Here is a 25,880-nt window from a genome sequence, read left to right on the forward strand (position 1 = left end):
CGGCGGTTAGCTTGTTTTGCTGCATGCGGGCTTTTCCCCGTTGTGGATTCATGGACGTCTCAGGGAGAGCGCGAGCGCAGCGCGCGCTGGGTGATACGGCCGCCGCGAGATGCGGCAGCAAGGGGGTCGAAGGACAGCATTGCGGCGCGGGTGCGGCGGCCGGCGGCCAGGTGATCGCGGATCGTGCGTTCGGAAAGCACGGGAACACGCTCGGCAATCTGGCGAACGGTAAGCCGCTCGCCTTCGAAGTCGTGGACGCTCGCCGCTCGGGTCATGCTTGGCGCCACCGCGCCGCGAAGTCCTGCACTCGGCGCCGCAGCGCGGTCGTGACATGGGGCTGGGAATACGCTGCATCCAGCGCCAGCCGTGCGCCCTGGTCAAGCGCGCGGAGCAACCGCGCACGTTCAGCGCGACTCAGCCAGAGGCCGCAGGCCGCCCCGACCAACAGCCCCAGCAGAACCCAGCTTGCCGCGCTCACGCCGGCACCTTCCCACCCGGCAGGGTGATCCACACGGTTACGAACGGCAGCGGGTTCACGCACAGACGGCGGTTGTACTTCGACCAGTGCGCGCCAATCCAGCCGGACGCCAAGCGGAACAGGATGCCCGCACGGATGCGCGCGACAGCTTCTGCGTGCACGACTTCCGAGAGGAACACCAGGACGGGGTCTTCGATGTGCGCAAACTGCACAAACAGGTCGCCGTCATGGTCGCGCTTGACGATGATGCCTTCGTGCCCGTTGCTGTAGCGGTGTTCGCCCGCGTCGCGTTCGACCACGCGCACGCGGTCGCCGATCTGGAAGGGGCGGCGGCTCACGCGGCCACCGCCTTGATGCGATTCCATGCGCGGCGCAGGAGGCGCGACAGTTTGGTCGCGACCGCCAAGCGGGCTGGCGCGGGGGCGATCAGTTCCAACTCATCAGGCCGGAACGCAAACCAATCCGTCTCTATGGAGAGCGGACCCTTGTCCGGCACCACACCGAACATGCGAGGGCCGAACTTCTGGGCAATGCGGCCGGTGTCGCCGACCTGCAAGCCGGTGGTAATCCTGTAGTCGGTGTGCGTGAACCGCACCCGATCCCCAACCCGGAAAGCGCGGCTCATGCCGCGCCCCCTTCGATGTGGGCCAGCGCGGCAGTGCGCGCAGCTTCCAGAGCCTGCGCCGCTTCGTCGCTCTTGCGCTTGGCGACACCCAGCGCATCACGCGCCGAATTGACTTCTTCGGTGGCCTGGTTGTTCGCTGCCACGGCATCCCGATAAGCCTGCAGCGGGCAGGGCAGGGCGGGCTTTGCCTGCTCGGGGATGAGGCGCTTGGGGAGTACAGTCCAGGTGCGGCCGCCCGTCTTGTCGAAGCGGCACTGGTAGCAGTCCCCGCTGTAGCCGACCACGACGCCGACGTCGCCAACGGACAGGCCGCCATCACGACCAACCTGCGCAACTGAAATCAGCTGCACACGGGCACCAGTTACGAAGATGTCGCAACCGCGTTTCACCAGTTCGGCGTTGGCCGAAAACCACAGCTCACCAGCGCGACCGTCCTTGTGGCTGCCGTCGTACTCCACCAGTGGGCATTCGTTGTACATGCCGACAACCGTTGCGATCTGACCGATCTTCGCGGCAATGCTGTTGTCGTAGTTGATCCGGCGCACGATGTCGCCGACGTTGAAAATGCAATTTCTGCTCATTCGGTCGATTCCCTTTCGAGGTTGATTACAGGCACAGCTGCGCGATGCGTTCCGGCAGAACGAACAGCGCGGTGGTAATGACGAACCCCCAGCCGAACAGCAGCGCATTGCGCTGTGCCGTGCTGGGGGTGTTGGTGTGGTTGGTCTTCATGAGGGCGCATCATCCGCCCCTATGTCGCTCTAGTCAACACCTTTCATCACCTTTCGGGTCGATGAAACCACATGCGTCGTCCGTACTCCTGCAGTTCCTCGCGGGCGGCTCGGCCGCGCTTGGCTTCGACGCGGTCCAGGTACTCGTTACGATGGCGCTTCGCGCTCACCTTCACCTGTCCGCCGCGCCCGTCGGGAATCCAATATCCGTTTAAACGCAGCAGGTGACGCGCCTCGCATTCAGCGCGCCACGCCTCGCTGTAGCTGTCGACCTCTCGGCCGTCGAATGTGATCGGCATCAGTACGGCCCCGCCGATTGCTCCATCACGGTGCGCGTGCGCGGGGGCATCATCCACACCTTCGACCTGGCTTTCCCGACAACCGCGGTGGTCACGCCGTGGCGCTTGACCACGTATGCCGCCGCCTCGTTCGCTTCGCGCTTCCCGGCCTTGTCGCCGACGGCCGCGATGGCGATTTCGGTCGCGCGGTACTGATTCGTCCACTCGCTCGCGGGGGTCGACCAGTTGAAGTTCCGGTCGATCATTTCAGCCACGTTCGAGATTTCTTCGTGCTCGGTGTTCTTCTCGTTCAGGGCTTCCAGCTCGTCCGGCGAGAGGTGCCAGGTTTCGCCGCCCTTGTAGATCGTGAACACTTCGGCCCACACCTGCTGCATGTCGATTTTGGCTGGCTCACCCATGGCGATTGCATGGATGGTCCACCAGCGCGTGTTACCCGTTGCATCGCGAAGGAACCGTTCATCGTTGACGCTGGCGAACATGACAGTGCGCCGTGCATAGCGGGACTCTGTGCGCGCGTATGGGCGGCGGATCTCGTCGTGGCTGCGCGAGATGAATGCCTTTAGGGCAGCGATGTCGGCCTTGCGGAACGTCGCATCGACTTCGCCAAGCTCTACGATCCACTTCGAAATCACCTGCTTGACGCTGTCCTTGTCCGACGGGTTCAGCACGATGCCGTCGGCGATAAGCTGCAGGTCGGGCGGAGCCAGCTGCTTGGCCCATCGCGTCTTGCCCAGGTTCTGCTTCGAAACGAACGTGAGTACGCCGCGTGCGACAACGCCGTCGGGCTCAAACGCAGCCGCCACGGCCGAGATCAGCCACTTGCGCATCAGGACTTCCTTCAAGATGCGGCCGTCAGCCATGCGTTTTGGCTCGGCCTCCTGCACCGTGTCGAAGAACGACTGCAGGCGGGATTCGCCGTCCCATGGCTTCGAACCAATCCATGTCGCGACGGGGTTGTACTGGTTCGCTTCCGCGATCTGGCACAGGTTGGTTTCAAAGCTGCCGGTCGCCATGCCGACGCGATGCAGGCAATCCAGCAACTCACCCGCTGCGACTTCCTTCGCGTTGTCGACGGTCGTCTGCAACCCGGGCACCAGGATTTCCAGTTCCTTCTTGATGACGTTGTAACGGACGACCACGCCGGTGCGGCGGCACAGCTCGGCGAGATTCCTGGCGGTAGGCAGGGGCTTACCCTTGCCGCTGAAATCAGGAAATGGGGTGAAGGTGTCAAATGCCGACAGATTGCCTGGGACGAAGTATTCGCCGGGCGATACTGCGATGCCCGGCACGTTGTCTTCCGGCACCGCTGGAACGGATGGGGGAGGGGGCATGGCCTGCTGCTGCAGGACTTCCACGCCCTCGCGCATATGCAGATCGTTGAAGTCGGTCGGACGATCGTCCGGCCCGTGAAGCTCGGCGAACACCGGCCACACCACGCGCGCGCGGATGTCTGCCGCAGCGCGCTGCGCGTAAGTCACGCCCGGGTTGTCGACGGGCGTTTTCGTCCATTGGTCGTTGTCGGCGCAGATGACGAAAGTCGCATCCGGCACGGATTCGCGCCAGACCTTGGCGACGTGCGGCACGTTGTAGGCATCCCAGCAGACGACAACGCACCATCCGGTTGCAATGTGAATGCTCGCGGCAGTGGCATAGCCTTCGGCCAGCGCGATCGGCTTGCCGGGCGATGGGCGGCCGATGACGTAGAAGCACCCTTGCTTCTTGCCTCCGGCTAGGAACGTCTTGTCCCGCCCGAAGGACGGCTCAACGCGCGGGAAGATGCCCTGCAACGAAACGATCTTCCCTGCCTTGTTGATGATCGGAATCAGCAGGGTGTTATCGATCGCGCGGATTACCTGGCCTTCGTCGCTGTAGATCGGCCATGAACAAACGCGCAGCCCATGTGCGGGCACACCTTTTCGCTGCAGGTACGGATGCGAATCATCGGCGAGCGCGGCGGCGTTCCACAGCATGTTCGCCTGGCGCGCGGCCTCGCCCTCGCGCTCGCGCTGCTGCCGCTCACGCTCGGCGCGCGCTGCATCCATGCGCTCTTGAATTGCGCGCAGCTCGTCCGGCGTCAACGTGGTCTGCGACTGCGCGCACCAATCCTGCTCGTAGCCGGTTTTCCAGCTGCCAAACGTGCCCGCCGGGATGTTATCGCAGAACAGAACGGCCCACCCGTTCCGGGTTCCCTTGCTGTCGCCGTCGATGTGGAATCGGACCAGCTTGCCTTCGCCATTGATGGCGTCGCGCCCCCGCGCGTCCGGCGTGATGCCGGCCGCGCGCATGGCGTCGATGAACTGGGTGATTACTTCCTGCTCTGCGTACTGCGTATTTGTCACGGTGTTGCCTTTATCCGTGTTGCGGTCAGGTCACTGCGGGCGACTGGTGAGATGCCAGCCGCCGCACCAATCGCACTCATAGGCGCGAACTGGGATGTGAGCGTGGGTTGCATGCACCTGAATCCGCCGCAGCTCTGCCTGCGCGGCCTCATCCGACCGGAACCGCTGTTTCAGGCATGCGACGCCGCCGCCTGGCATCCGATAGCCAACGATGTGGCCACGCGGTGCGATCATTGCCGCGTTGGCCCGCTTCACAAGCGCCCGCGCGGCCTTGCGCTGGAACGACTTGCCGCGCCGGGGGCCGGCAGGGCGCGGGATGTTGATGCGGGCCATTCGCCGCGAGAACTCACCGGCGCGCATGGCTCACCCCCTGCGATGCCAGGTCGCCGCGCGCGATGTTCAGGGCATCGTCGACACAGCGCGCGAACCCCGTGCGTCCGCCAATGCGCTCGACAGCGCCGGCCAGTGCGATCTGCTGTTCGCGCTTCTTGCCCGTTGCCGACTTGCATTCAATCGTGGTGAACATGGCGAACGTCTGGCCGACCATTTCAGGCGTGATCGTCACGGGAACTGCGCCGAACAGGTCGTGGAAGCCAGTCGGCAACCCGGACGAGAACGGGCGCGGGTCGCGGATCAGGATGGAACCGTCGGCCAGTTTCGAGATGTCGTTGCCTGCCCAGGCGGTGCCGACGTTGACGCGGAAGAACATGCCGACATCACAGAGCGCATTGCGGATTTCGTTCTGGATGCCGTGTTCGCGCTTCGGCTTAGTGGTGCGGCCGCTCACTTGGTGGCCTCCAGGCTGTCCACGAACGCGACGTCGCGCCATTGGCCGCGGGGCCGCTGGTGACGAAGGTCGCCGCCCGACTTGCTGTAGATGCGCACGTACTCCAGATACGCCCGCAGTTCATCAATGTCTGCATCGCACTTCTGTCGGATCATCGCCGTTTCAAGCCACCGGGTTTCGTTGCCGAGACGCAGCGGTTTGAACAGGAAGCGTGAGACGATGCGGGTGTCGCCGTCTTGCGGCGTAGGCGCGTGCATGATCCTCATGCGTTGCCCGCCGCAGTGGAGGCAGCACGATTGGCCTGCGTAACGCGGTGGTGTGCGTGGGAAAGCACGGCGCACCAGGTCGCGCGGAGACTGCGCAGCTTCGCCTGCCGTTCCGTGCCGCACGTCGACGCCCCGGCCATGTACTCGGCGGCCAGTGCATCCAGGCGTTCGGCGAACTGCGCCGGGGTCATGGGGGTTGCGGTGTCGTTCATAGCGTGCTTCTGTCCTCGTTTCATGCTGCGGCGCGCGCAGCGATCTCTCTGCGCCAGGCTGATGCCTGGAACTTCCGCATTGCCCAGGCGGTCGGGTTTGGGTAGCCGCGACGATGTGCCAGCGCGATCAGCGCAGGCAGCGTTTTTGCGGCGTTTTCTTCGGATTTCCGCTGTTCGCGCGCTGCGCGCTTCTCTGCGGCGGCGGTGACGCGCTGCAGTTCTTCGTCGCCCTCCTTGACGGGGGTCGCGGCCTCGGTTTCGATCAGCACCCCGCAGTGGGGGCAGTACACCGGCAGGGGGCGTTTGATCTGGCGGAAGCACTTGCAGTTGTAGGGCGGGGGAGGGCCGCCCGCGCCTGCGCCGCCTTTGCCCGAGCGTTCGCGGTCGGCCAGGCTCCATTCGCGTTCGTCGTCGGGGAACCCGTGCACGTTTGAGTTCCCTGCGTGGTCAAGGATCACTGCGGGGTACGGCTTCGGGCGTAGCACGCGACCCCATCGCTGCAGCACTGCGGACAGCGACTTCGTGGGCGCCGCGTCGATCAGACAGTCAATCGTGACTTCCGTCTGTGCGATTGCGGAGAGATCGAATCCTTCGCCGAATAGGGCCACGTTCGACAGGACCAGGATTTCGCCGGCCGCGAACTTGCGGATGGTTTCGCGGCGCTCGCCGTCCTCGGTGTCGCCGTCTAGGTGCGCAGCGGGGATGCCGGCAGCATTGAACCGGTCGACAATCATCATGCTGTCGGCGCGGTTCACGGCAAACGCGATTGTGCGCATGCCGTCGGCGTACCGGCGCCAATGCTCAACAATTCGGCCCGTGCGCTTCGGCATGTCCATGCGCTTGGATGCCTCGCGCTTGCTGTACTCGCCTTCCTTGTCGGTCCTCGCGCCGCTCATATCTGGCGGATTCGGGGCGAAGATTTCGAACTCAGACAGGTGGCCGTGTTCCATCAGCCACGCCGACGTCGGTCCCTCAATCATGACTTCGAACTGGCGCCCCAAGCCGGCGCCGTCGAGGCGCCAGGGCGTTGCAGTCAGTCCGATGTGCCAAGCATTCGGCCAGGCTTCCATAATCGCCTGCCAGCCTGCAGCGCCAAGGTGGTGGCATTCGTCCCAAATGACGACATCCGGTTCGGGTGTCGACATCAGGCGGTTTTTCAGCGTGTCGATGCTGCACACGGCTGCCATGAACTGCACAGACTTCGGACGGCCCGCCGCAATGAACCCGTGCGCCAGGCCGAACTTCAACCAGGTCCGCGACGTCTGTTCGATCAGCTCAGAGCGGTGGCAGTTGAAATAGACCCGCTTCCCGCGCGATACGCTGCGGGTGCCCATGTATGTGGCAATTGCCGTCTTTCCGCCGCCGGTGGGCAGTACCACTAGAACCCGCTTGTGCGAGCGCATGGCCGCGCTGACCCGGTCGACGACGTCCTGCTGGTAGTCGCGCAGTACCAGCGCGACGGCCTGCTGCAGTGGACTTGACGGGTTCAGTAGCATGAACAGCGCGGAGCCTTGAAAGGTGATGAAAGGTGTTGACGTGGCGCATGATGCCGGATCACAATGCGCCCCGCAATACCTTTCATCACCTTTCAAGGCCGACACGAATGCAACCCGGCGTTTATCGCAACCTCGAAAACGAGGCATATCACGGGGGTCCGGGCGATTCGAAATCGTCACTGGACATCCTGAGCAAATCCCCCGCCCTGCTGCGGGCCGTGAAGACAGGGCAGCGCAAGCGCAGCGCGACGAAGTCGCAGATGACCGGAACCAGCATTCACGCGATGGTTCTTGAACCGGAACTCGTCGCCCGGACCTACGCGCTGCCGTTCGTTGCCTCGCCGAATGCTTTGGCGACGATCGACCAATTGAAGACCGCCCTGACCGAAGCCGGTGTCGCGTTCAAGGCCGCAACAAAGAAGGATGGCCTGGAAGCCCTTGCCCGCGAACATCTGCCCGGGATGCCGCTGCTGACCGACGAGCGCGCCGAGTACGACGCGGCAAACAAGGGCAAGGTCATCATTGAGGCGCCCGAGTGGGAGCGGCTATTGAACATGCTGGCCGCCGTGCGGGCGCACCCCTCCGCGATGCGGCTTCTGTCCGGCAGCGGCGAAGCTGAGCTGTCCTGCTACTGGTTGGAGCGGGTTGTCAATCCCGTGACGGGCGAGGACAAGGGCGAACTGCTGCTGCGCTGCCGCCCCGACTACTGGCGGCACGACGGAATCATCGTCGACCTGAAATCGACCTCCCCGGGCGGCGCATCACCGCGCGAGTTCGCGCGCTCGGTCATCAACTGGCGCTATCACGTCCAGCACCCGCTGTATCTAGCCGGCGCACGCCGCGCCCTTGCTGCCGCGATGGCAGCCGATCCCGTCCAGTTCGCAGACTTTTCGCCGCCGCGCGAGTTCGTTTTCGTCGTGGTCGAAACCGATGCCTGCGTCGTTGATGGCGTGTCTCAAGGTGTCGCGGTCTACCGGTTGGACCCGGATGCGGTCGCGCTCGGTGAGACGGTCGCGCGCAACGATATTGCCGTCCTCGCCGAATGCTACGCCAGCAATGTCTGGCCGGGGTACAGCGCGCGCATTGAACCGCTTTCATTGCCCGCCTGGGCATTCACAAGCCAGGAATAACTGCATGTCCGTCAACGAAATTGCCACCGCGATTGAGCCTGAAATTACCCGCGCGCTTGCCGTCATCGGAGAGATTGCCGACAAGCAAGCAAAGTCACGCGCCGACAGCATTGTCGAACTGTCCGCTGGCGCCGTCACGACGACGGCCGAGCAAGTGGCGACGATCGCTTCCGGCATCCGCGCGCAGCTGATCGGTGAGTTGCGGGACCAGGTCCGCAGCACCGTAAACGCTTACACCGCCCGTACTGAAATCTTCAAGGCATAAAGACATGCAGCAAGTCGTATCTATCCAAACCGCCCAGCGCGCTGGCGCCCGCCTCGTCGTTGGAATCTCCGGCATCAGCGGTAGCGGCAAGACCCTTACGGCCTTGCTGCTCGCTTACGGCTTGACCGGCGGCGACGGCAGCAAAATTGGGCTGCTGTGCACCGAGAATCGCCGTGGGCGCCTGTATGCCGACCGCAGCACCTACGAACTGGCGGCGAAGCAGCTCGGCATCCCCGTAGCGCAGGTGACTCCGTTCCTCGTGGGGGATATGGAAGCGCCGTTCAGCCCCAAGCGATATTCCGATGCGATCCAGCAGTTTGCCGCCGCAGGTGTCGAGGTGCTGGTGATCGATTCGGTTTCCCACGAATGGGAGGGCATTGGAGGCTGCGAAGAAATCGCAGAGCGCGGCGCCGTGCGGGGCATGAAGGACTGGAAGACCGCAAAGGGCGGGGAGTCCGGGCACAGGCTGTTCATGAACACTCTGCTGACCTGTGACCCCCATATCATCGCCTGCATTCGCGCGCGCGAGAAAGTGAAGATCGAGCGCGTTAACGGGAAAACCGAAGTCGTCCCGCTGGGCATCCTGCCCGTCTGCGAGAAGAACTTCATGTTTGAGATGACCGTCTCCATGATGATGTGGGACGGCGGCAAGTCGCGCGAGATCGTCAAGGCGTCCGGAACCGACGCGATCTTCGGTGAAGCCGGTCACCACGCCGGGTACTTGACGGCCGAGCATGGCCGCCAGCTGCGCGCTTGGGTTGATGGCGCCAAGCCCCTTGACCCGGAAGTCGAGCGCGCGCGTAACACCCTGCGCATGATCGCGGCAAAGGGGACCGACGCCTACCGCAAGGCCTGGACGCAGACCCCGCAGCGCGCGCGCGACGCCCTGACTGCAGACGGCACGCACGAAACCCTGAAGGCGTCTGCAGCGGCCTTTGATGAGGATGCGCGCGCGGCGCAGCCGGGCGGCGCGGCTCTGGCCGACCTCAATGCCGAAATCGGCAACGGCTGACGCGATTGCCACCGCGCGCGGTCGCATTTGACTGCGCGCGGTCCACTTAGGACTGCGCGCAGCAGCAATGGACGGGAATCGCTTTTTCCAACTTGCGCGCGCGTTTCAAGCTGCTACAAAGGACTGACCTTCACATGACAGACATCATCGACGCCGCCCAGGCACAAGCAGACTTCAATATCGCCATCTCGCTGAAATCTCACGCTCAGCGAGCCGGCAGTACCCCGCGCACCGCTCCGCTCGGCTACTGCCTCAACCCCGAATGCGGCGAGGACTTCGAACAGGATCAAGTACGCTTGTTCTGCGGTCCGCGCTGCGCGGAACGTCACGACCACTACACCAGGAACAACCACGCTTGACCGACAAGGGAACGACGGAAATGCAGATGGACACCCAAACGTTTAAACAGTCCATGGGCGAAATCAGGGAGCGCGCCAGCGAGCTATGCCAGTCCATGCAGATCAACATTGACCTGCAGATCGGCGACGCCATAGCGTCGGGGAAAATCGACGAACAGGAACAGATTACGCTCGCAGAGCCTCAAAAATGGCTTGATATGGCGAAATCCCACATGCAAATGGCGCTGATGTTCCTGGAGCGCGCCCATCACCAGCCAACCACGTTCTAGAAGGAGGCCGCCACACATGGCGCGCGGAGTTAACAAAGTCGTTCTGATCGGCAACCTCGGCAACGACCCGGACACGAAGTACACACAGGCCGGCATGGCAATCACCCGGGTGAGCCTTGCAACGACCAGCGTCCGAAAGGACCGCGATGGCAACAACCAGGAACGCACCGAATGGCACCGCGTGGTGTTCTTCGGCAAGCTCGGCGAGATCGCTGGCGAGTATCTGCGGAAGGGCTCGCAGGTCTACGTGGAAGGCGAGCTGCGTTACGACAAATACACCGGGCAGGACGGTGTGGAGAAGTACACCACCGACATCGTCGCCAGCGAAATGCAGATGCTCGGCGGCCGTGGCGAGGGCGGGGACAGGCCGCAGCGCCAGCAGCAGGGCGCCGGCTACGGCAGTCGTGACCAGGGCGGGGGCTATGGCGGCGGCCAGCGCCAGCAGCAACGACCGGCGCCGGCCCAGCAGGCGGCCCCACCAATGGATGACTTTGCCGACGACGACATCCCTTTTGATTCTGCGGCGCACGACCGCGTGAAAAACGTGTAACGGAACCCCGCTTCGGCGGGGTTCTTGCTGGCGACACCTTACAACACCTATAATCACCTCAATCCGTTTAAACGTAGGTGATGCTTTGAGTGCCAACCCCATTCCCCAGGATTCTCCGGCCAGCAACCGCGAAACGTGGTTGAACAACCTGGCGGCATTGATGGCCCCCGCTTATGCCGAGCTGGGCGCGCCGCTCCCGGCGTTCCGCATCGCCGTCGGCTTCCCGTCATCTGGCATGAACTCGTCGGCAATCGGCGAATGCTGGGACGCCAGGGCGTCCGCCGACGGAACCTTCGAAATCTTCATCCGCCCGGATCAGGCCGACCCTCTGGCCGTCGCCTTCGTCCTGGCGCACGAACTGGTGCATGCCGCCGTTGGCCTGGAACACGGGCACAAGGGCGAGTTTGCCCGTGTTGCGCTTGCGCTCGGGTTCCCGCGCCCGCTGACGAACGCGGCGCCGCCGACCGGCAAGCTGTTGGCGTGGTTCGAATCCCTGCTGCCGCAGGTTGGCCCGCTGCCGCACGCGGCGATGCGCTGGCGCATGGGTGGCGGCACCGTCGCCAAGCGCAAGGGCGGCGGGGTTGTTGTGCCGGACGCGGGCAGCGACGGCGGGGAGGGGGAGAGCGGCGAGGACCGGCCGAGCTCTCGGCCGAAGAAGCAAACGACCAGGCTGCACAAGGCAAGCTGCGGTGAATGCGGGTACACAGTCCGGGTGACGTCGAAATGGGTCGATGAGGTTGGTCCGCCTCATTGCCCCGCGCATGGGGCGATGTGCGTGGACGGCGCATAAGGGGTTGCAATGTATCGTGTACCGGTATACGATACACCTGCGCTCACATAGGAGGTGCAGATGATTAAATCGTTCGCGGACAAAGATACAGAGGACATTGCTAGAGGGCTCAGAGTCAGGAAGTGGGCCCAAGTTGAGAGACAGATTCAACGTCGACTTGCGTACCTGAACGCTGCTGTAGAACTCGGGGACCTTAGGGCCCCACCCGGTAACAGGCTGGAAGCATTGGTCGGGAACCGGAAGGGGCAATACAGCATCAGAGTCAACGACCAGTATCGAATTTGTTTCAGGTGGGAAAACGGTGATGCACAGGACGTAGAAGTCACCGATTACCACTGATTGAAGCGGGGTGCGCCGGGGTGAGGTCCGGCGCAATCCGATGCGAAGCTGCTGCGTAAGCTGCACTCCATAAACCTGATGATGATGAGAGGAGGTGCTGCAGGGATGACCCCTGCAGCAATGCCTGAACCGATGAAAAATACCCACACCGCAACCAACATGCTGCCCCCCGTCCACCCAGGTGAGATCCTGGCCGAGGACTTCCTTTCTCCGCTGGGCATGTCAGCCCGAGCACTGGCAACCGCCATTGAAGTCACCCCCGCCCGCGTGTCCGACATCATTGCCGGCCGCCGGGGTGTCACTGCCGATACAGCCCTGCGCCTTGGGCGCTACTTTGGCACCACCGCTCAGCTGTGGCTCAACCTACAGACCGCCTACGACCTTGAAACCACCAGCCGCGAGTTGGCTGATTCGATCGCACACATTCGCCCAAGGGCGGCCTGATCGGAAAGCTATCCCCCTTTTGTGAGCGCAGTCATGGATGACAAAAACCCCGCCAATCGGCGGGGTTTTTTAATTGGGGCAACTGGTCGCCTAGATGAAATCCAGCGTCGCCAGCTTGTCTCGGGCCGCGCTGTTCACCAGGTGGCCGTAGTGCTTTTGGATCATCTCCAGCGACGTCCCGACAAGGCGGGCCACGGTCAGCGGGTCCATGCCTCCGACGATCGCGTCCGTGATCCAGCAGTGCCGCAGCGTGTACATGCACACCCCGGCCGGCAGGCCGGCGGATTCTGCTGCAGCCCGAACGCCGTCTGACCAATCCGCCGGGGTCCAGTCCTTGCCGCCGTTGGTGAAGATGGCATCGTCTGGCGCTTTGTCGGCCGCCAGGCGGGTGAACAGTGCGCCCGCCGCTGGCGACACCTCGATCGTGCGCAGATGGTCCTTTGTCCTGAACGTGACTGAGCCCGTGCGCTGGTCGAAGTCGCGCCTGGTCATAGCGACCGGATCGCCGGGCCGGCAGCCCGTCAGGGCAACGCATTCGATCAGGTCGCGCAGGGCGGGGGTCGCAGCTTCCAGCAGCGCGCGGCGCTGGTCACGCTCCAGGTACAGGTCGCGCTTGCCGTCCGCCCCCTTCTCGGGCTTGATCGAATCCCACTCGATCGCCAGGTCCGCCGGCATGTACCGTCTCAGCACGCCGTAATTCAGCGCGGCTTTCAGCGCGGTCAAATTGCGTTTAAACGCACTCGGGGTCATCGGCTTGACCGTCGGCGGCCGGCCGCGCTTCGCCGGCAGCGGCTTCATGTTCCCGGACTCCATGCGCTCGCGCCATTGCTCCAGGTGCCGCTGTTTCAGCTGGCGCAGCTGCACCGCGCCAAGCTTGTCGGAATCCACGATTCGCTCAAACCGCCGGGCCGCGTCGTCTGCAGCAGTGGCGCGCTTATTCCTGCGTAGGTGAGAGACATAGTCGGCGCAGAGGTCGCGGACCGTGTCGACTGTGCCCGACTGGTCGACGCCGGCCGCGAGCTGGCGCTGCCATGCCACCGCTGCGGCGCGGGCTGTCTCGTAGTCGTTTGCGGCGTCGACGTTGCCCAGGCTCTTAACGATGTACCGCTTATCGGAGCCGTCGGGGGCGGCGGCGCGGGCGACCCATGACCCCGGCGAATCGCCGGTCGTTCTCCGCAGGCCGAGCGTGAGGCCCGGGGCGATGGGGCCGCCCCAGTACGGGGCTTGGCGAGGCGCGAGGGAGGCCCGGACCCGGGCTTTATCTATCGAAGTTCTGGACATGTGGCTCCTGCCGGAAAACGTGTACTTTCTGTGTACACACGGGATTGGACAGTATTGAACAGTATTTGACAAATGCCAATGAAAACAATGGCTTGCGTGTCAGTATTGTACACCGTCAGGGCTTTATCATGTCCTTCACACGGCAAGGGTCACAGGTTCGATCCCTGTACCGCCCACCAAGCGAATAGAAGAAGCCGGCCCAGTGCCGGCTTTTTTGTTGCCCGGGATCCACGATAGATCGGAGCCAGTGCTCTGCTGGGTGTTGCCGATGTAGTTCGTGCCGGGCGCGGCTAAGCCCTTCAGATGATGATTGGGTTTTGATGCCATCGAGACAACGCGAGCATCCGGCTATTTATTCACCACGTTCGGATCAACTTCGCGCCGAAAGCTGTAGGCCAGAGCGAAGTTCCTCCATAACCTGGCTCTGACTCCTGCCGCTATCGATCACAGCCTTGGATGCCGCCTTTGGCCTTTGCTGCGACCCGGGCGGTGGCGTCAGGCGCGCGCGGGCATGCGGTAGTAGTAGAGAAGAGCGTCATAGGGCGGCTAGGCGGCTACTTCTGTTCGCTGAGTTCACTGCATTACCGAGGGAGCGGAGCTGCCGACCGAATGCTGCATGTTGCGCGCTCTGGGAAGTTGACGATCATCAGCTCGCCGGCGCTTTGTCCGGCCCTTTACAGGACACACTATGACTGGTGCCTCCAGTACGTTGCGAGCCCGCGCTAACGCGGCTTACATATTGCTGATTGCTACTAGAAACCTCTTGGGGGATATGGAGATCAAGAAGGACGAGCGATCAGTCGTGGTGATCCCGTTAGTCCTGGCGTCGATGGACACGGCCGGGGCTATGTTCTCTCTGCTCGCCAATAACCCTGAACAGTACTGGGTGCCTGCTGTAGCGATGCGTCGGACTCAGATGGAATACGTCATGAGGGCCGCTTTTTTTTCAAAGGCTGCCAATGGAAGAGAACTGGAGAGATTCCGGGAGAAGGGGGAGATGCCGAAGAGGGCGCCTGCTGCCGGTAAGGCGAGCAGGGCGCAATCCATCTCCCTGGCTCAGGTCGTTAGTGAGGCATGCCAGCAACTTGGATGGGACGAGGTGAAATTGCTGTCCAGTATCAGAAGCCAGTACGGAGACCTATCGAGCCTGATCCATGGCGGCAAGGAGGTGCTAGCCATCTACACCATGAATCCCGGCTGGGGGGACGTGACGATCGACTGGAATGAGTTGTTGGGTGAATTGGAAGATGCAATGGTGTTCGTACAGTTGGGCTTGGCGCTTGGTATGTATCTTTCACCAATGAAACCCGAGCTTCTAAGTGAGGTTGTGCGTCCGATCTATGACAGAGCGCATGCCTTCTTCGGCCCCAAAGTCACGATTGAATAGGTGGAATTAGCTAGTCGAGAAATCAGCGGAGACCTTTAACTGTATCTATCCGGGCGAGAACGTCCCCTGTGTAGTACTAGAGCGCTTTTGCGGGCTGGAAATACCGGGGCCTTCCCCTTCCAGGGGCCAATGCCATGGCCTGCTGACAGGGCAGGGGATTAGCGTGGCCGCAGTCTGTTCTGTCACGCGACCGTCGATGGTGATGTAGTGGCCGACTGCCTCCAGGCTGCGGCGCACCTCAATGATCGAGATCGGGATGCCGACCGTGTGGGCGGGCACACGGTGCGGGGCGTTCACCGGTTTCTCCATTGGAGCTCCACGCAGCGCGCACCCGATCCTTTTTGGCCCGCGTAGGGACCGATAGTTTCGGATTGCGGCTGGCCGCAGCAGGTGTTTGAGGAAGAATGGTGTGCCTTGAATCCACCACGACACGCTGAGCTGGATCAAGGCAGAATGTCGCTCACAGGAGTCTTTCATGCCAAACCCCTTCGTCGTGCAGCGAATCGATCACGTGGTGTTCCGGGTAAGTGACCTGGAGCGGAGTATTGGTTTCTACGGGGCCGTGCTCGGTTGCGAGGTTGTCCGGCGGCGCGAGCATCTGGGGCTTGTCCATCTGCATGCCGGTGCGTCGATGATCGACCTGGTGAGCCTGGACGGCCCGCTGGGGTCGCGCGGTGGCGCGGCGGCCGGGAAGGAGGGGCGGAATGTCGATCATCTGTGCCTGCGCATCGAGCCGTTCGATGAGGCCCGCCTTGTCGCTCACCTTGAACAGCACGGCGTCTCGGCGGTGGGCAAGGCCGAGGTCAATTTCGGTGCCGAGGGCGATGGCCTTTCGCTGTACTTCCTCGACCCGGATGGGAACACGATCGAGCTGAAGGGGCCGGCGGGAAGCTGAGGGGCGATTTGTTTCCGGGAACAGGGGCAGAGCCAGGTTCATGTTGGCAAAGGCGCCTGTACCGGGGTCTGATTGCGGCAATGGTTCATGAAGGGATACGACTGCGTGAAAACCCCCGGCCAACTGATGGCTATTTCAATCAAGAAAGTTCTGCTGCCGGCATTGCGCCAACTCGGCTTCGGCGGCAGCGGCGTGGCAAACTTCGTTCGCGCCAGTGACGCTCACCGCGACTTCCTGTCGATCCAGTACTGGACGTATGGCGGCAGCTTCATCCTGGAGTTCAGCCGCGTTCCCGCGGCTTGGGTTGATCCGGAGTCCGGCGAAGCGCCGAAGAGGGTGTTCGAGACGGACCCGCTGTTGAGAAAGCGCTTGATCGATGTCGAGCAGCACAAGGATTTCCGCGGCTTCAACTTCAAGGCTTTCGGCAGCGAGCAAAGCCGGTACGACCAGTTGGCCGCCTCCGTTGTGGCGCTGTTGCCGCAGATCGAGGCGTGGCTGGAGGACGGGATCCAAGGGCCGAATATCCACTGAAATGCGGCGTCACCCTGCTGGTCTGCGGCGGACGGTGGTGTTGAAGCCGCTTGGCCGGCGTCAGCGGGTCGCGTAGCCCGATAAGCGCAGCGCACGGGTGCCATGACGCATGCAGGTGCGAGGCGTCCACTCTGACTTGCTGGCTGCGTGCTCGGAACGTCGAGCGTCCGGGTGCACTGCGTTTCCTCGAGCTAATGGTGCTGGTCGCTCGGCTTGGCGCCCCACCGGCGTCACATCGACTTCAGGCGCCAGTCGGCGTCTACTTGCAGCCCCGTGTTCCCCCATCGCGAGTGCAATGAATGAATCCTTCGGTTTCCTATTCCTGCCTACTGCAGACGCCTTCGGTGCAGACGTACCGCGCGCTTCGGGTGGGTGCCGGGTTGAGTGCCAAGAGTGATGCGGCGGCCGAGCGCGGCTTGCCCAATACCTTGTTCGCGGTGCAGGTGCTGCACGGTGATGAGGTGATCGGGATGGGCCGGGTGATCGGTGATGGTGGCTGTTTCTACCAGGTGGTGGATATCGCGGTGCTGCCCGCGCACCAGGGGCAGGGGCTGGGCAAGCGGATCATGGGCGAGATCATGAAGTACATCGAAGCCGAGGTGCCGGCCAGCGGTTACGTCAGTTTGATCGCCGACGGGCAGGCGCAGGACCTGTATGCGCAGTTCGGGTTTGTCCTCACCGCCCCGCGGTCGGTGGGAATGGCGTACCTGCGGCGCTAACCGGGGCGAGGTGCGTGGCGGGATTGCCGGTCCCGCTGCGCCGGGTTTATCCGGGCTGCGCTGCGAGGGGAATGGCCGTTGTTTCGTCCCGGCCTCCGGGTCAGGGACGCCGGTTCCCATTCGGCGGGCAGGGCCCTGGGCGGTTTCACTCGGCTTTCCGCATTCAGCAGGCTATCTTTACGCCCGCCCGCGAGGGGCCGGTGTCCCTGGCCTGGCGGGCAGGGTATTCCAGGGCGGTGGGTAGCCGCCGATAGCCAGTGCACGGTCGTGCGGAGGTGGGTGTGGTCCAGGAAGGGAAGCAGCGCATGCGCCGCGTGTTGGGTGGTGTGGGCGGAGCGATGTTGGCGCTGTGTTGCCTGTTGGTGGGTATCTGGGGCGGCTTCGCGCTGTGGTACCAGTTCCCCGGGAGCGTGGTGGCGCGGGTAGTGGCGATCCTGGTGTGGTGCGTGCCCAGCGTATGGGCGGTGCGCGCCGGTTTTTCACCCCGGCGGCGCTGGCATTCGCTGGCGGTGTTCGGCGGGGTGTTCGCGCTGATGCTGGCGTGGTGGTCGACCATCACCCCGCAGCAGGACCGTGACTGGGCCGACGACGTGGCCCAGCCGCTGCACGCGCGCATCGAGGGCGACCGGCTGGTGATCGACAACGTGCGCGACTTCCAGTGGCGCAGCAAGACCGATTACGACGTGCGTTGGGAGCGGCGCGAGTACGACCTGTCGCAGGTGCAGTCGGTGGACATGATCCTGTCCTACTGGATGGGCCCGGCCATCGCCCACACGCTGGTGTCCTTCGGCTTCGCCGATGGCCGGCAGCTGGTGTTCTCGCTGGAGATCCGCAAGGAGCAGGGGGAGTCGTTCTCGGCGCTGGGCGGGTTCTTCCGGAAGTTCGAGGCGGTGCTGGTGGCCTCGGACGAGCGCGACATTGTGCAGTTGCGCAGCAACGTGCGCGGCGAGGATGTCTACCTGTACCGGTTGCAGGGGCTGACACCGGAGAAGATGCGCGAGCTGCTGCGTTTCTACGTGGAGCGCGGGCAGGCGCTGGAGCAGGCCCCGGCGTTCTACAACACGCTTACCAGCAACTGCACCACGGTGGTGTTCGAGCTGATGCGCCGCATCGTGCCGGGCCTGCCGCTGGATTACCGCTTGTTGGCCTCCGGCTACCTGGCCGAGTATGCGCAGGATGTCGGCGGGCTGACCCCGGGTGTTCCCTACGAGCACCTGCACCGGCTTGGCCGCATCACCCAGCGGGCACGTCAGTCCGATGATGGCCCCGATTTCTCGGCACGGATACGCCAGGGCGTACCCGGCATCTCCCCCCAAGGAAACGTTCCATGAGTCCCACTGCGCAAGCATGGATGCGCCGGCTGCTGCCGGTGATGGCGGTCGCGGCGCTGCTGCTGTCCAGCGGCTGCGCGATGGTGAAGATGAAGTCGGTCACGGCCACCGACCACGTGGCGCTCAAGCGCGGCGACATCCTGACCGACGGCAAGCTCAGCGCGCTGTCGCAGGAAGCGCTGTCGGTGATCGGCCTGACCGCCAGTGCCTGCGGCAAGGACCTGCCGGCCTGCCGGCAGACCGTGGCGACCATCGACGGGCTGCAGACCGAGCAACGGCTCTCGACGCTGGCCGAGCTGTGGATGCAGGAGGCTCTGGCGGTCACGCCCAAGTCCAAGCCCGGGCAGGCGCCGGAGCTGTCGCCCGCGGCACTGGACGCCTGGCTGGAAACGGCGCGCTATTCGTATGCGTACCTGTTCTTCAGCGGCCGCACGCCGGCGCAACGGGCACTGGAAGACCGCCTCACCCAGGTGCGTGACTACTACAACTACGCCACTGAGCAGGCCTCGTCGGTGGTGTTCCAGCGCAGCAAGGCGCGGGCGCTGGAAGGCGAGGACCTGACCAAGCCGGTGCAGGTGGACCGCTGGACCATCCGCAGCGAGTTCGACCAGCTCAACCTGACCGGCATCCCCAGCCAGCTGGTGGCCGCCTCGTCGGTGAGCTTTGCCGGCCTGCGCAGTTCCTACCGTCGCGACGGTTTCGGCGCCGAGCTGGTGGTGGTGCTGGAGAAAGCGCCGCTGGCGGTGCCGGTGGAAGGCGAGGGCGGGCCGACCCTGCCGGTGTTCAGCGAGATGCCGGCGATCAACGCGACCACGCTGCTGTACTTCAGCGGTGACACGCTGGAGGAAGTACTGGCCACGCGCGACATCCGCCTGGAGGCGTACTCGCCCGACCTCACCAGCACCATCATGCTGCGCGGCCAGGAAGTGCCGCTGGCGGCGAACTTCACCGCCGCCTACGGCGTGTGGCTTGCCCAATCGGGGTTCGCCACCGAGTCGTTGCGCACGCTGTTTGGCCGCGGCGAGGGCATCCGCGAGCCGCATATCTACCTGATGCAGCCGTACGACCCGAACCGCCGCATCATCTTCATGCTGCACGGGTTGGCCAGCAGCCCGGAGGCCTGGGTGAACCTGGCCAACGAGATCATGGGCGACCCGGAGATGCGCCGGCACTACCAGGTGTGGTCGGTGTACTACCCGACCAACGCGCCGATCGCGTTGAACCGGTACACGGTGAGCAACGCGTTCAACCAGACCTTGAAGCACTTCGACCCCAACGGCACCGCGCCGGCCACGCATGACATGGTGTTCATCGGCCACAGCATGGGCGGGGTGATCGCGCGGCTGATGCTCAGCAGTTCCGGCGATGTGCTGTGGAACGACGCGGTGCAGCGCTTCAAGCTGGAGGGCGAGCGGCTGACGCGGGTGCAGGGCCGGCTCGGGCCGCTGCTGAACTTCACCCCGCAGCCGAACGTGGAGCGGGCGATCTTCATCGCGTCCCCGCACAAGGGCACTGATGCGGCGGGCAACCGGCTGGGGCGGATGATCGGCCGGCTGGTGCGGTTGCCGTTCACCATCCTGGGCAAGTTCGGCGAAGTGTTCCTGGAGCTGCAGGAGCCCGGCGAGGCCGGCAAGAAGCCGAAGGAACCGCAGGTCGGCAACAGCATCGAGAACCTCAAGGCCAGCGACCCCTTCATCCAGAAGTCGGCGGACCTGCCGATCGCGCCGGGCCTGAAGTACCACTCGATCATCGCCCAGCGCAAAGCCGACGTGCCCACCGCGCAGTCCGATGACGGGCTGGTGCCGTACTGGAGCGCGCACCTGGACGGTGCGCTGTCGGAGAAGGTGGTGATCTCCGGCCACAGCGTGCAGGAAACCCCGGAGGCGGTGCTGGAAGTACGGCGCATCCTGCGCGAGGACCTGCGCGAGGTGGACGGCGTGCAGCACTGAGAGCGCCATCTCCGGCATCAACGAACAAGGCCACCGCGAGGTGGCCTTGTTCGTTGCGCAAGCGGGTCAGATGGCCGCTTCGATGCCCGGCATCGCAAGCCGCGAGCGGGTCAGTGCCATGCCCAGGTTGGCGGTGCGGCGGCAGACGAACACCATCACGTAGTCCGGGTAGCGCTTGCCGCGCATGAAGATGTGGATCAGGTTCTCGCTGTTGACGATGATTTCCTGGAAGTAATGTGCGCCTTCCTGTTCCTGCAGGCCGCGGGCGCGGCGGAACATCTGCTCGATGCTGCGGATGTTCGGGCCCTGGTACAGGTCGGCGGTGGCGGCGGCGACCAGGTCCAGCACTTCGCGCGGATGCGAATCGACGGTACGGACCGAGAGCAGCATGCCGGAGCTGATGTCGACGTAGCCGGCGGCCACGCATTCGGGAACGGAGGCAACGGCCTGTTGCAGGGTGGTATCGAGGGACATGGGGGTGGTTCCTTGAGGGGGAGGCAAACGCAATGCGCGCGGGCCGGGAGGCCCGCGTGCGGAAAGGGAAGGTCAGCAGGCGCGGATCAGCAGGTTTTCTTCGAGGGCGTGCAGCAGGTCTTCCTGCTCGCGCGATTGCACGAAGCCCGGTTCCAGGGTGCGCAGGCGGCGCAGCGCTTCGTCGGCGGTGAGCCCTTCGCGGACCAGCCATGCCGCCAGCACCATGCCGGTGCGGCCGAGCCCGGCCAGGCAATGCACGGCGACGACTTCGCCCTCGCGCAGCATCACTTCGATCTTGGCCAGCAGCAGCTTGGCCCACAGCAGCGGCGGCGCGCCGCGGTCGGCGATGCCCAGGTGGTAGCTGCGCAGGCCGTGCGGGGCCAGCAGCGCGTCGGGCATCGGGTTTTCGGTCAGGTTGACCAGCACGGTGACGCCCATGCCGCGCAGCAGGGCCAGGTCGTGGTCGGCTGCGAACACCACGCCCGGCATCGGGCAACCGGCGAGCTTGCCGGGTACCAGCCAATGGAAGCCATTGGGGCCACGGCGCGACGGCGTCGCCGGCAGGCTGACCGGTTGCACGACGGGTGCCGGAGCGGGTGGCGGCGCAACCTCCGCTGAGGGAGCGGCCTGCAGCGGGGCAGGGGGGGGCACGTTGTCGGCCAGTTCCTCGGCGCGCGCGTCCGGCGCCGGCACATGGCAGCTGCCGGTGCGCAGGAACTGCGCCAGTACCGGGTGCTGCATGGCGTTGCTGAAGAAGGCGGCCGTGTCGGCATCCACCTGCACGTGGCCGCCGGCCAGCAGGATCACCCGCGAGGCGATGCGATGGGCCTGGCCCTGGTGGTGCAGGGTGACCAGGCAGGCATGGTCACGGCCCAGGCGCTCGATCAGGCCGAGCACGACCTCGGCCTCGTGTGGCTCCAGCTCGCTGGTGGGCTCGTCGATCAGCAGCAACGGGCTGCCACTGAAGGCCGCGCGGACGATGGCCAACTGGCGGGCAAGCACGCGCGGCAGGTCGATGACCCTGTGCGACAGGTGCTCGACCAGGGCGTCGGCGGCCAGTGCCTGCAGGCGCGCCACGATGTCCTCGCGCAGGATGTGCTGGCTGCCCCCGGGATGCTGGCGCAGCGCGGCGGCCAGGTTTTCCTGCACGCTGAAGCCCAGTTCGCGTGGCTGCTGGTGGACCAGCACCGGCGGCCGTTGCGCGGCCTCCAGCGGTGCGCCGTTGAACAGCAGTCGCCCCCAGCGTTCGCCATGGGCGTTGTGCTGGCCCGACAGCGCCTGCAGCAGCGAGGACTTGCCGGTGCCACCGGGACCCATCAGCACCACGATGCCGGGGCCGTCCAGGGTCAGGTCGAGGTGGGCCAGCACCGTACGGCGGCCACGGCTCATGCCCCAGCCTTCCAGCTGCAGCAACGAGGGGACAGCAGTTTGAACAGGGGAGGTCATGGAACCTTGTCCGACGCAGACCGCATCCGGCGGGCGCGGGCGGAAGAGGGAAAGGCGGGCAGTATGGTTTGCCTCAAATCCCTGTCAATTTGACTTTGTGTTGACGCGCATCAACATCCGTGAATAGGGAGGGGGCGCCGGGTGTTGTCCGAAAGCCCTGCTATCCAATTGATGTGGAAGGAAAAAGGTGGCTGGCCGATAGGTCATGACCTTGTCCTGCCAATGTCATCGGGCCGGCCCCGACGTCACATTTCCGGTTTCGGCCGGATTCAGAAATTTCGCGCGAAACGCACCGTCCCCTGCGCGGTTGGCGCAGCCACCTGCAGTTCCAGCCGCAGCTGGTCGCGGGGATGGGCATCGAGCACGCCGATCAGGTCGGTATAGGGGCCGGTCCGGACTTCACGCAGCAGCACCTGCTGGCGTTGGCCGGACAGGTCGGTCGCGGTGGCCTGCACGCTGCCGCCGGCCGGCAGCTCCTCACCGTTGCTGAGCTGGCGCAGCGCGACCACCAGCAGGGCGCGGTCGGTTTCGCGGTTGACGCCGTAGTTGCGGGCGACCGCCTCGTTCATGGCCAGCGTGGGCAGCAGGTTGTAGTGCACGCGCAGGCTGCCCAGGTCGGCATGCCCCGGTTGCGGCTGCACCGGCGAGGCCGGGCGCGGGGTTTCCTGCGCCGAGCAGGCGGCCAATGACAGCACGGCGGACAACAGCAGCAGCGGGAACCGGGACATGCGGACCTCCGGGTGGGCGGTGGGGTCAGTCGTTGGCGGCGGAGAGCTCGCGGCCACGTCGGGTGGCCGCGTCGATGGCGCGGGCGGTCAGTGCTTCGAAGCCGCCGGCCTGGAAGGTCTCGATGGCGGCCTGGGTGGTGCCTCCCGGCGAGGTGACGCGGCGGCGCAGCTCGGCCGGCGCCTCGCCGGCTTCGGTGAGCATGCGCGCGGCACCGAGCACGGTATCCAGCACCAGCGTGCGCGCGGCCTCGGCAGGCAGGCCCTGCTCGAGCGCGGCCGCCTCCATCGCCTCGGCCAGCAGGAACACATAGGCCGGACCGCTGCCGGACACGGCGGTCACCGCATCCATCCTGGCTTCCTCGTCGATCCACACCGTGCGCCCGGCGCTGGCCAGTACCTGTTCGGCCTGCGCGTGCTGGCTGGCCGAGACGCGTGCGTTGGCGAACAGCCCGGTCACGCCGGCACCGAGCAGGGCCGGGGTGTTGGGCATGGCGCGTACGACCGCCTGGTCACCGCCCAGCCAGCGGTCCAGCTGCCCGGCGGTGATGCCGGCGGCAATCGAGACCACCACCGGCTGCCGTGCCGCGGCGTGGGCGGCCAGCTCGCCGCAGACCGCGCGCATCACCTGCGGCTTGACCGCCATCAACCACAGCCCGGCCTGGCCGGCGGCACCGGCGGCGTCCTCGTGGACGTTCACGCCGAAGTCCTGCTGCAGTGCCTCGCGCAGCGCCTGCACCGGCTCGGCGACGTGGATGCGGGTGGCCGGCATGCCGCGCCGGACCAGCCCGGCGATCAGGCTGCGGGCCATGTTGCCGCCGCCCACGAAGGCGATGTCGGTGTCGGGAAGGGCGGCGTGCGGCGTGCTGGTCATCGTGGAATCTCGGTTGGATCAGGGAGTCGGGCGTTGGCCGAACAGCGCGGTACCCACCCGCACCATGGTCGAACCGGCGGCGATGGCCTCGGCGAAATCACTGCTCATGCCCATCGACAGAGTATCCACGTGGGCATGGCGGGCGGCCAGCGCGTCGAACAGGCCGCGCATGCGGGTGAAGGCGGCTTGGCGCCTGTCGTGCTCGGGGAACGGGGCCGGGATGGCCATCAGGCCGCGCAGGCGCAGCCGCGCATGCGCGGCGATGGCCTCGGCCAGCGCCGGGACCTGCGCCGGCTGGCAGCCGTGCTTGCTGTCCTCGTCGTCGATGTTCACCTGGATCAGCACATTCAGCGGCGGCAGCGCCGGCGGCCGGTGCCGTGCCAGGGCCTCGACCAGCTTGGGCCGGTCCACGGTCTGCACCCAGTGGAAGCTGCGCGCGGCCACCTCGGCCTTGTTCGACTGCAGGTGGCCGATCAGGTGCCATTCCAGCGCCAGCGCGGCCAGTTCCTGGATCTTGGCGGCCGCTTCCTGCACGTAGTTTTCACCGAACGCGCGCTGACCTTGTGCGGCCAGCGCGGCGATCGCCGCGGCCGGCTGCAGCTTGGAAACGGCCAGCAGGCGGACCGGCTGGCCAGGCAGGGAAACAGCGTCGATCTGCTGCTGGAGTGAGGCCAGGGACACGGTTTGCAAAGACATCAACCTCTTACGCGGGAAGGCTATACTGCCCGCCAGGGGAAACACCTTCCAGATACTCGCAACGCAGGGGACATAGCGGCGTATGGATATCGCTGAACTTTTGGCGTTCTCGGTCAAGAACAAGGCCTCGGACCTCCATCTCTCGGCCGGCTTGCCGCCGATGATCCGTGTCGACGGTGACGTCCGTCGCATCAACATTCCCGCGCTGGACCACAAGCAGGTGCACGCGCTGGTCTACGACATCATGTCGGACAAGCAGCGGCGCGACTTCGAAGAGTTCCTCGAGGTCGACTTCTCCTTCGAGATCCCGTCGCTGGCGCGCTTCCGCGTCAATGCCTTCAACCAGAACCGCGGCGCCGGTGCGGTGTTCCGTACCATTCCCTCCGAAGTGCTCACGCTGGAAGACCTTGGCTGCCCGCCGATCTTCCGCCAGCTGATCGAGCAGCCGCAGGGCCTGATCCTGGTGACCGGGCCGACCGGCTCGGGCAAGTCGACCACGCTGGCGGCGATGATCGACCACATCAACAAGAACGAATACGGCCACATCCTCACCGTCGAGGACCCGATCGAATTCGTGCACACCTCGCAGAAGTGCCTGATCAACCAGCGCGAAGTGCACCGCGACACGCACGGCTTCAACGAGGCCCTGCGCTCGGCGCTGCGTGAAGACCCGGACATCATCCTGGTCGGCGAATTGCGTGACCTGGAAACCATCCGCCTGGCGCTGACCGCCGCGGAAACCGGCCACCTGGTGTTCGGCACCCTGCACACCAGCTCGGCGGCCAAGACCATCGACCGTATCATCGACGTGTTCCCGGCCGGCGAGAAGCCGATGGTGCGCTCGATGCTGTCCGAATCGCTGCGCGCGGTGATCTCGCAGGCGCTGTTGAAGAAGGTGGGCGGCGGCCGTATCGCCTCGCACGAAATCATGGTGGCCACCCCGGCCATCCGCAACCTGATCCGCGAAGACAAGGTGGCGCAGATGTATTCGTCCATCCAGACCGGTCAGCAGGTGGGCATGCAGACCCTGGACCAGAACCTGCAGGACCTGGTCAAGCGCAGCCTGATCACCCGCAATCAGGCCAAGGAATACGCCAAGGACAAGCGGCTGTTCGAGTAAGCAGGCAAGGCGGGGCAGGGGCCCGGCAACGGTGCATGGCACCGGCCGCAACCTGCCTCCA

Annotated in this window: 34 protein-coding genes; 16 read left to right on the top strand and 18 right to left on the bottom strand. The window is 64.9% G+C overall.

The window, feature by feature from the left end:
- Positions 1 to 59 precede the first annotated feature (59 nt).
- From AC06FE_RS13765 to AC06FE_RS13820, 12 genes are all read right to left on the bottom strand, one after another.
- On the bottom strand, positions 60 to 275 hold the full coding sequence (locus tag AC06FE_RS13765; protein ID WP_478073338.1) for a hypothetical protein: 216 nt from the start codon (positions 273 to 275) through the stop codon (positions 60 to 62).
- Between the two features lie 199 nt (positions 276 to 474).
- The gene (locus AC06FE_RS13770) at positions 475 to 816 is read right to left on the bottom strand and encodes a hypothetical protein (RefSeq protein ID WP_478073339.1); all 342 of its coding nucleotides are present in this window, start codon (positions 814 to 816) and stop codon (positions 475 to 477) included.
- Positions 813 to 1,103 carry a hypothetical protein gene (locus AC06FE_RS13775; RefSeq protein WP_478073340.1) on the bottom strand — a complete coding sequence of 97 codons (291 nt, stop codon included), beginning with the start codon at positions 1,101 to 1,103 and terminating at the stop codon, positions 813 to 815. The genes AC06FE_RS13770 and AC06FE_RS13775 overlap by 4 nt, the downstream gene beginning before the upstream one ends.
- Positions 1,100 to 1,684 (bottom strand): hypothetical protein, encoded by a 585-nt coding sequence (locus tag AC06FE_RS13780; protein WP_478073341.1) that lies wholly within the window; start codon positions 1,682 to 1,684, stop codon positions 1,100 to 1,102. The genes AC06FE_RS13775 and AC06FE_RS13780 overlap by 4 nt, the downstream gene beginning before the upstream one ends.
- A 25-nt stretch (positions 1,685 to 1,709) precedes the next feature.
- Entirely contained in the window at positions 1,710 to 1,835 is a 126-nt protein-coding gene (locus AC06FE_RS13785; RefSeq protein ID WP_478073342.1) for a hypothetical protein, read from the bottom strand.
- Between the two features lie 46 nt (positions 1,836 to 1,881).
- Positions 1,882 to 2,133 carry a DUF7696 family protein gene (locus AC06FE_RS13790; RefSeq protein WP_478073343.1) on the bottom strand — a complete coding sequence of 84 codons (252 nt, stop codon included), beginning with the start codon at positions 2,131 to 2,133 and terminating at the stop codon, positions 1,882 to 1,884.
- Positions 2,133 to 4,472 (bottom strand): VapE domain-containing protein, encoded by a 2,340-nt coding sequence (locus AC06FE_RS13795; protein WP_478073344.1) that lies wholly within the window; start codon positions 4,470 to 4,472, stop codon positions 2,133 to 2,135. The genes AC06FE_RS13790 and AC06FE_RS13795 overlap by 1 nt, the downstream gene beginning before the upstream one ends.
- A gap of 30 nt (positions 4,473 to 4,502) precedes the next feature.
- The gene (locus AC06FE_RS13800; protein WP_478073345.1) at positions 4,503 to 4,832 is read right to left on the bottom strand and encodes a hypothetical protein; all 330 of its coding nucleotides are present in this window, start codon (positions 4,830 to 4,832) and stop codon (positions 4,503 to 4,505) included.
- Positions 4,819 to 5,259: a hypothetical protein gene (locus AC06FE_RS13805; RefSeq protein ID WP_478073346.1), complete on the bottom strand. Its 441-nt coding sequence runs from the start codon at positions 5,257 to 5,259 to the stop codon at positions 4,819 to 4,821. Before AC06FE_RS13805 ends, AC06FE_RS13800 begins: the two co-directional genes overlap by 14 nt.
- Entirely contained in the window at positions 5,256 to 5,525 is a 270-nt protein-coding gene (locus AC06FE_RS13810) for a hypothetical protein (protein WP_478073347.1), read from the bottom strand. The genes AC06FE_RS13805 and AC06FE_RS13810 overlap by 4 nt, the downstream gene beginning before the upstream one ends.
- Positions 5,522 to 5,737, bottom strand: coding sequence for a hypothetical protein (locus tag AC06FE_RS13815; protein ID WP_478073348.1), 216 nt, complete (start codon positions 5,735 to 5,737; stop codon positions 5,522 to 5,524). Before AC06FE_RS13815 ends, AC06FE_RS13810 begins: the two co-directional genes overlap by 4 nt.
- 20 nt (positions 5,738 to 5,757) lie before the next feature.
- Positions 5,758 to 7,233 carry a DEAD/DEAH box helicase gene (locus AC06FE_RS13820; protein ID WP_478073349.1) on the bottom strand — a complete coding sequence of 492 codons (1,476 nt, stop codon included), beginning with the start codon at positions 7,231 to 7,233 and terminating at the stop codon, positions 5,758 to 5,760.
- Positions 7,234 to 7,265: 32 nt separating this feature from the next.
- Between AC06FE_RS13820 and AC06FE_RS13825 the strand changes: the two genes are divergently transcribed.
- The 9 genes from AC06FE_RS13825 (at position 7,266) to AC06FE_RS13865 (ending at position 12,391) form a co-directional block, all read left to right on the top strand.
- Entirely contained in the window at positions 7,266 to 8,363 is a 1,098-nt protein-coding gene (locus AC06FE_RS13825) for a PD-(D/E)XK nuclease-like domain-containing protein (protein ID WP_478073350.1), read from the top strand.
- A gap of 4 nt (positions 8,364 to 8,367) precedes the next feature.
- Positions 8,368 to 8,628: a hypothetical protein gene (locus tag AC06FE_RS13830; RefSeq protein ID WP_478073351.1), complete on the top strand. Its 261-nt coding sequence runs from the start codon at positions 8,368 to 8,370 to the stop codon at positions 8,626 to 8,628.
- Between the two features lie 4 nt (positions 8,629 to 8,632).
- Positions 8,633 to 9,640, top strand: coding sequence for a DEAD/DEAH box helicase family protein (locus tag AC06FE_RS13835; RefSeq protein ID WP_478073352.1), 1,008 nt, complete (start codon positions 8,633 to 8,635; stop codon positions 9,638 to 9,640).
- A 134-nt stretch (positions 9,641 to 9,774) separates the two neighbouring features.
- A complete protein-coding gene (locus AC06FE_RS13840; protein ID WP_478073353.1) occupies positions 9,775 to 9,999 on the top strand; it encodes a hypothetical protein in 225 nt (74 codons plus the stop codon).
- On the top strand, positions 9,996 to 10,268 hold the full coding sequence (locus AC06FE_RS13845) for a hypothetical protein (protein ID WP_478073354.1): 273 nt from the start codon (positions 9,996 to 9,998) through the stop codon (positions 10,266 to 10,268). Before AC06FE_RS13840 ends, AC06FE_RS13845 begins: the two co-directional genes overlap by 4 nt.
- 16 nt (positions 10,269 to 10,284) lie before the next feature.
- Positions 10,285 to 10,818: a single-stranded DNA-binding protein gene (locus tag AC06FE_RS13850; RefSeq protein WP_478073355.1), complete on the top strand. Its 534-nt coding sequence runs from the start codon at positions 10,285 to 10,287 to the stop codon at positions 10,816 to 10,818.
- Between the two features lie 85 nt (positions 10,819 to 10,903).
- On the top strand, positions 10,904 to 11,608 hold the full coding sequence (locus tag AC06FE_RS13855; RefSeq protein WP_478073356.1) for a hypothetical protein: 705 nt from the start codon (positions 10,904 to 10,906) through the stop codon (positions 11,606 to 11,608).
- A 60-nt stretch (positions 11,609 to 11,668) separates the two neighbouring features.
- Complete coding sequence (locus AC06FE_RS13860) at positions 11,669 to 11,947, top strand: type II toxin-antitoxin system RelE/ParE family toxin (RefSeq protein WP_478073357.1); 279 nt, start codon at positions 11,669 to 11,671, stop codon at positions 11,945 to 11,947.
- A gap of 132 nt (positions 11,948 to 12,079) precedes the next feature.
- A complete protein-coding gene (locus tag AC06FE_RS13865; RefSeq protein ID WP_478073358.1) occupies positions 12,080 to 12,391 on the top strand; it encodes a HigA family addiction module antitoxin in 312 nt (103 codons plus the stop codon).
- A 90-nt stretch (positions 12,392 to 12,481) separates the two neighbouring features.
- Here the strand turns inward: AC06FE_RS13865 and AC06FE_RS13870 are convergent, their stop codons facing one another.
- On the bottom strand, positions 12,482 to 13,672 hold the full coding sequence (locus tag AC06FE_RS13870) for a tyrosine-type recombinase/integrase (protein ID WP_478073359.1): 1,191 nt from the start codon (positions 13,670 to 13,672) through the stop codon (positions 12,482 to 12,484).
- Positions 13,673 to 14,444: 772 nt separating this feature from the next.
- Here AC06FE_RS13870 and AC06FE_RS13875 point away from each other — a divergent pair.
- From AC06FE_RS13875 to AC06FE_RS13900, 6 genes are all read left to right on the top strand, one after another.
- Complete coding sequence (locus AC06FE_RS13875; protein WP_478073360.1) at positions 14,445 to 15,059, top strand: hypothetical protein; 615 nt, start codon at positions 14,445 to 14,447, stop codon at positions 15,057 to 15,059.
- A gap of 475 nt (positions 15,060 to 15,534) precedes the next feature.
- Entirely contained in the window at positions 15,535 to 15,954 is a 420-nt protein-coding gene (locus AC06FE_RS13880) for a VOC family protein (RefSeq protein ID WP_478073361.1), read from the top strand.
- An 87-nt stretch (positions 15,955 to 16,041) separates the two neighbouring features.
- The gene (locus AC06FE_RS13885) at positions 16,042 to 16,485 is read left to right on the top strand and encodes a DUF4304 domain-containing protein (protein ID WP_478073362.1); all 444 of its coding nucleotides are present in this window, start codon (positions 16,042 to 16,044) and stop codon (positions 16,483 to 16,485) included.
- Positions 16,486 to 16,784: 299 nt separating this feature from the next.
- Positions 16,785 to 17,204, top strand: coding sequence for a GNAT family N-acetyltransferase (locus AC06FE_RS13890; protein WP_478073363.1), 420 nt, complete (start codon positions 16,785 to 16,787; stop codon positions 17,202 to 17,204).
- Between the two features lie 305 nt (positions 17,205 to 17,509).
- Entirely contained in the window at positions 17,510 to 18,535 is a 1,026-nt protein-coding gene (locus AC06FE_RS13895; protein ID WP_478073364.1) for an Lnb N-terminal periplasmic domain-containing protein, read from the top strand.
- Positions 18,532 to 20,484, top strand: coding sequence for an alpha/beta fold hydrolase (locus AC06FE_RS13900; protein WP_192286513.1), 1,953 nt, complete (start codon positions 18,532 to 18,534; stop codon positions 20,482 to 20,484). Before AC06FE_RS13895 ends, AC06FE_RS13900 begins: the two co-directional genes overlap by 4 nt.
- A 66-nt stretch (positions 20,485 to 20,550) precedes the next feature.
- Here AC06FE_RS13900 and AC06FE_RS13905 read toward each other — a convergent pair whose 3' ends face one another.
- The 5 genes from AC06FE_RS13905 to AC06FE_RS13925 all read right to left on the bottom strand — a co-directional run bounded on the left by AC06FE_RS13905 (position 20,551) and on the right by AC06FE_RS13925 (position 24,684).
- Complete coding sequence (locus tag AC06FE_RS13905; RefSeq protein ID WP_132864781.1) at positions 20,551 to 20,958, bottom strand: hypothetical protein; 408 nt, start codon at positions 20,956 to 20,958, stop codon at positions 20,551 to 20,553.
- A gap of 72 nt (positions 20,959 to 21,030) precedes the next feature.
- Entirely contained in the window at positions 21,031 to 22,404 is a 1,374-nt protein-coding gene (locus AC06FE_RS13910; protein WP_478073365.1) for a phosphatase domain-containing putative toxin, read from the bottom strand.
- A gap of 269 nt (positions 22,405 to 22,673) precedes the next feature.
- Positions 22,674 to 23,132, bottom strand: coding sequence for a DUF4426 domain-containing protein (locus tag AC06FE_RS13915; protein WP_478073366.1), 459 nt, complete (start codon positions 23,130 to 23,132; stop codon positions 22,674 to 22,676).
- A 25-nt stretch (positions 23,133 to 23,157) separates the two neighbouring features.
- A complete protein-coding gene (gene proC / locus AC06FE_RS13920; RefSeq protein ID WP_446541340.1) occupies positions 23,158 to 24,003 on the bottom strand; it encodes a pyrroline-5-carboxylate reductase in 846 nt (281 codons plus the stop codon).
- An 18-nt stretch (positions 24,004 to 24,021) separates the two neighbouring features.
- Complete coding sequence (locus tag AC06FE_RS13925; RefSeq protein WP_478073439.1) at positions 24,022 to 24,684, bottom strand: YggS family pyridoxal phosphate-dependent enzyme; 663 nt, start codon at positions 24,682 to 24,684, stop codon at positions 24,022 to 24,024.
- A gap of 97 nt (positions 24,685 to 24,781) precedes the next feature.
- Here AC06FE_RS13925 and AC06FE_RS13930 point away from each other — a divergent pair, with 97 nt between their 5' ends.
- Positions 24,782 to 25,819 carry a type IV pilus twitching motility protein PilT gene (locus AC06FE_RS13930; RefSeq protein WP_132864776.1) on the top strand — a complete coding sequence of 346 codons (1,038 nt, stop codon included), beginning with the start codon at positions 24,782 to 24,784 and terminating at the stop codon, positions 25,817 to 25,819.
- Positions 25,820 to 25,880 lie beyond the last annotated feature (61 nt).

This window comes from Stenotrophomonas sp. Steno-C18, from assembly GCF_056393195.1.

What these genes read in the sequence shown, in the direction of transcription:
- AC06FE_RS13905 (WP_132864781.1), bottom strand. Translation starts at nt 20,958, where the DNA reads ATGTCCCTCGATACCACCCTGCAACAGGCCGTTGCCTCCGTTCCCGAA.
- AC06FE_RS13875 (WP_478073360.1), top strand. Translation starts at nt 14,445, where the DNA reads ATGGAGATCAAGAAGGACGAGCGATCAGTCGTGGTGATCCCGTTAGTC.
- AC06FE_RS13930 (WP_132864776.1), top strand. Translation starts at nt 24,782, where the DNA reads ATGGATATCGCTGAACTTTTGGCGTTCTCGGTCAAGAACAAGGCCTCG.
- AC06FE_RS13800 (WP_478073345.1), bottom strand. Translation starts at nt 4,832, where the DNA reads ATGCGCGCCGGTGAGTTCTCGCGGCGAATGGCCCGCATCAACATCCCG.
- AC06FE_RS13885 (WP_478073362.1), top strand. Translation starts at nt 16,042, where the DNA reads ATGAAGGGATACGACTGCGTGAAAACCCCCGGCCAACTGATGGCTATT.
- AC06FE_RS13820 (WP_478073349.1), bottom strand. Translation starts at nt 7,233, where the DNA reads ATGCTACTGAACCCGTCAAGTCCACTGCAGCAGGCCGTCGCGCTGGTA.
- AC06FE_RS13915 (WP_478073366.1), bottom strand. Translation starts at nt 23,132, where the DNA reads ATGTCCCGGTTCCCGCTGCTGCTGTTGTCCGCCGTGCTGTCATTGGCC.
- AC06FE_RS13790 (WP_478073343.1), bottom strand. Translation starts at nt 2,133, where the DNA reads ATGCCGATCACATTCGACGGCCGAGAGGTCGACAGCTACAGCGAGGCG.
- AC06FE_RS13765 (WP_478073338.1), bottom strand. Translation starts at nt 275, where the DNA reads ATGACCCGAGCGGCGAGCGTCCACGACTTCGAAGGCGAGCGGCTTACC.
- AC06FE_RS13900 (WP_192286513.1), top strand. Translation starts at nt 18,532, where the DNA reads ATGAGTCCCACTGCGCAAGCATGGATGCGCCGGCTGCTGCCGGTGATG.
- AC06FE_RS13865 (WP_478073358.1), top strand. Translation starts at nt 12,080, where the DNA reads ATGAAAAATACCCACACCGCAACCAACATGCTGCCCCCCGTCCACCCA.
- AC06FE_RS13880 (WP_478073361.1), top strand. Translation starts at nt 15,535, where the DNA reads ATGCCAAACCCCTTCGTCGTGCAGCGAATCGATCACGTGGTGTTCCGG.
- AC06FE_RS13840 (WP_478073353.1), top strand. Translation starts at nt 9,775, where the DNA reads ATGACAGACATCATCGACGCCGCCCAGGCACAAGCAGACTTCAATATC.
- AC06FE_RS13895 (WP_478073364.1), top strand. Translation starts at nt 17,510, where the DNA reads ATGCGCCGCGTGTTGGGTGGTGTGGGCGGAGCGATGTTGGCGCTGTGT.
- AC06FE_RS13860 (WP_478073357.1), top strand. Translation starts at nt 11,669, where the DNA reads ATGATTAAATCGTTCGCGGACAAAGATACAGAGGACATTGCTAGAGGG.
- AC06FE_RS13815 (WP_478073348.1), bottom strand. Translation starts at nt 5,737, where the DNA reads ATGAACGACACCGCAACCCCCATGACCCCGGCGCAGTTCGCCGAACGC.
- AC06FE_RS13810 (WP_478073347.1), bottom strand. Translation starts at nt 5,525, where the DNA reads ATGAGGATCATGCACGCGCCTACGCCGCAAGACGGCGACACCCGCATC.
- AC06FE_RS13785 (WP_478073342.1), bottom strand. Translation starts at nt 1,835, where the DNA reads ATGAAGACCAACCACACCAACACCCCCAGCACGGCACAGCGCAATGCG.
- AC06FE_RS13850 (WP_478073355.1), top strand. Translation starts at nt 10,285, where the DNA reads ATGGCGCGCGGAGTTAACAAAGTCGTTCTGATCGGCAACCTCGGCAAC.
- AC06FE_RS13775 (WP_478073340.1), bottom strand. Translation starts at nt 1,103, where the DNA reads ATGAGCCGCGCTTTCCGGGTTGGGGATCGGGTGCGGTTCACGCACACC.
- proC (WP_446541340.1), bottom strand. Translation starts at nt 24,003, where the DNA reads ATGACCAGCACGCCGCACGCCGCCCTTCCCGACACCGACATCGCCTTC.
- AC06FE_RS13830 (WP_478073351.1), top strand. Translation starts at nt 8,368, where the DNA reads ATGTCCGTCAACGAAATTGCCACCGCGATTGAGCCTGAAATTACCCGC.
- AC06FE_RS13780 (WP_478073341.1), bottom strand. Translation starts at nt 1,684, where the DNA reads ATGAGCAGAAATTGCATTTTCAACGTCGGCGACATCGTGCGCCGGATC.
- AC06FE_RS13870 (WP_478073359.1), bottom strand. Translation starts at nt 13,672, where the DNA reads ATGTCCAGAACTTCGATAGATAAAGCCCGGGTCCGGGCCTCCCTCGCG.
- AC06FE_RS13910 (WP_478073365.1), bottom strand. Translation starts at nt 22,404, where the DNA reads ATGACCTCCCCTGTTCAAACTGCTGTCCCCTCGTTGCTGCAGCTGGAA.
- AC06FE_RS13835 (WP_478073352.1), top strand. Translation starts at nt 8,633, where the DNA reads ATGCAGCAAGTCGTATCTATCCAAACCGCCCAGCGCGCTGGCGCCCGC.
- AC06FE_RS13890 (WP_478073363.1), top strand. Translation starts at nt 16,785, where the DNA reads ATGAATCCTTCGGTTTCCTATTCCTGCCTACTGCAGACGCCTTCGGTG.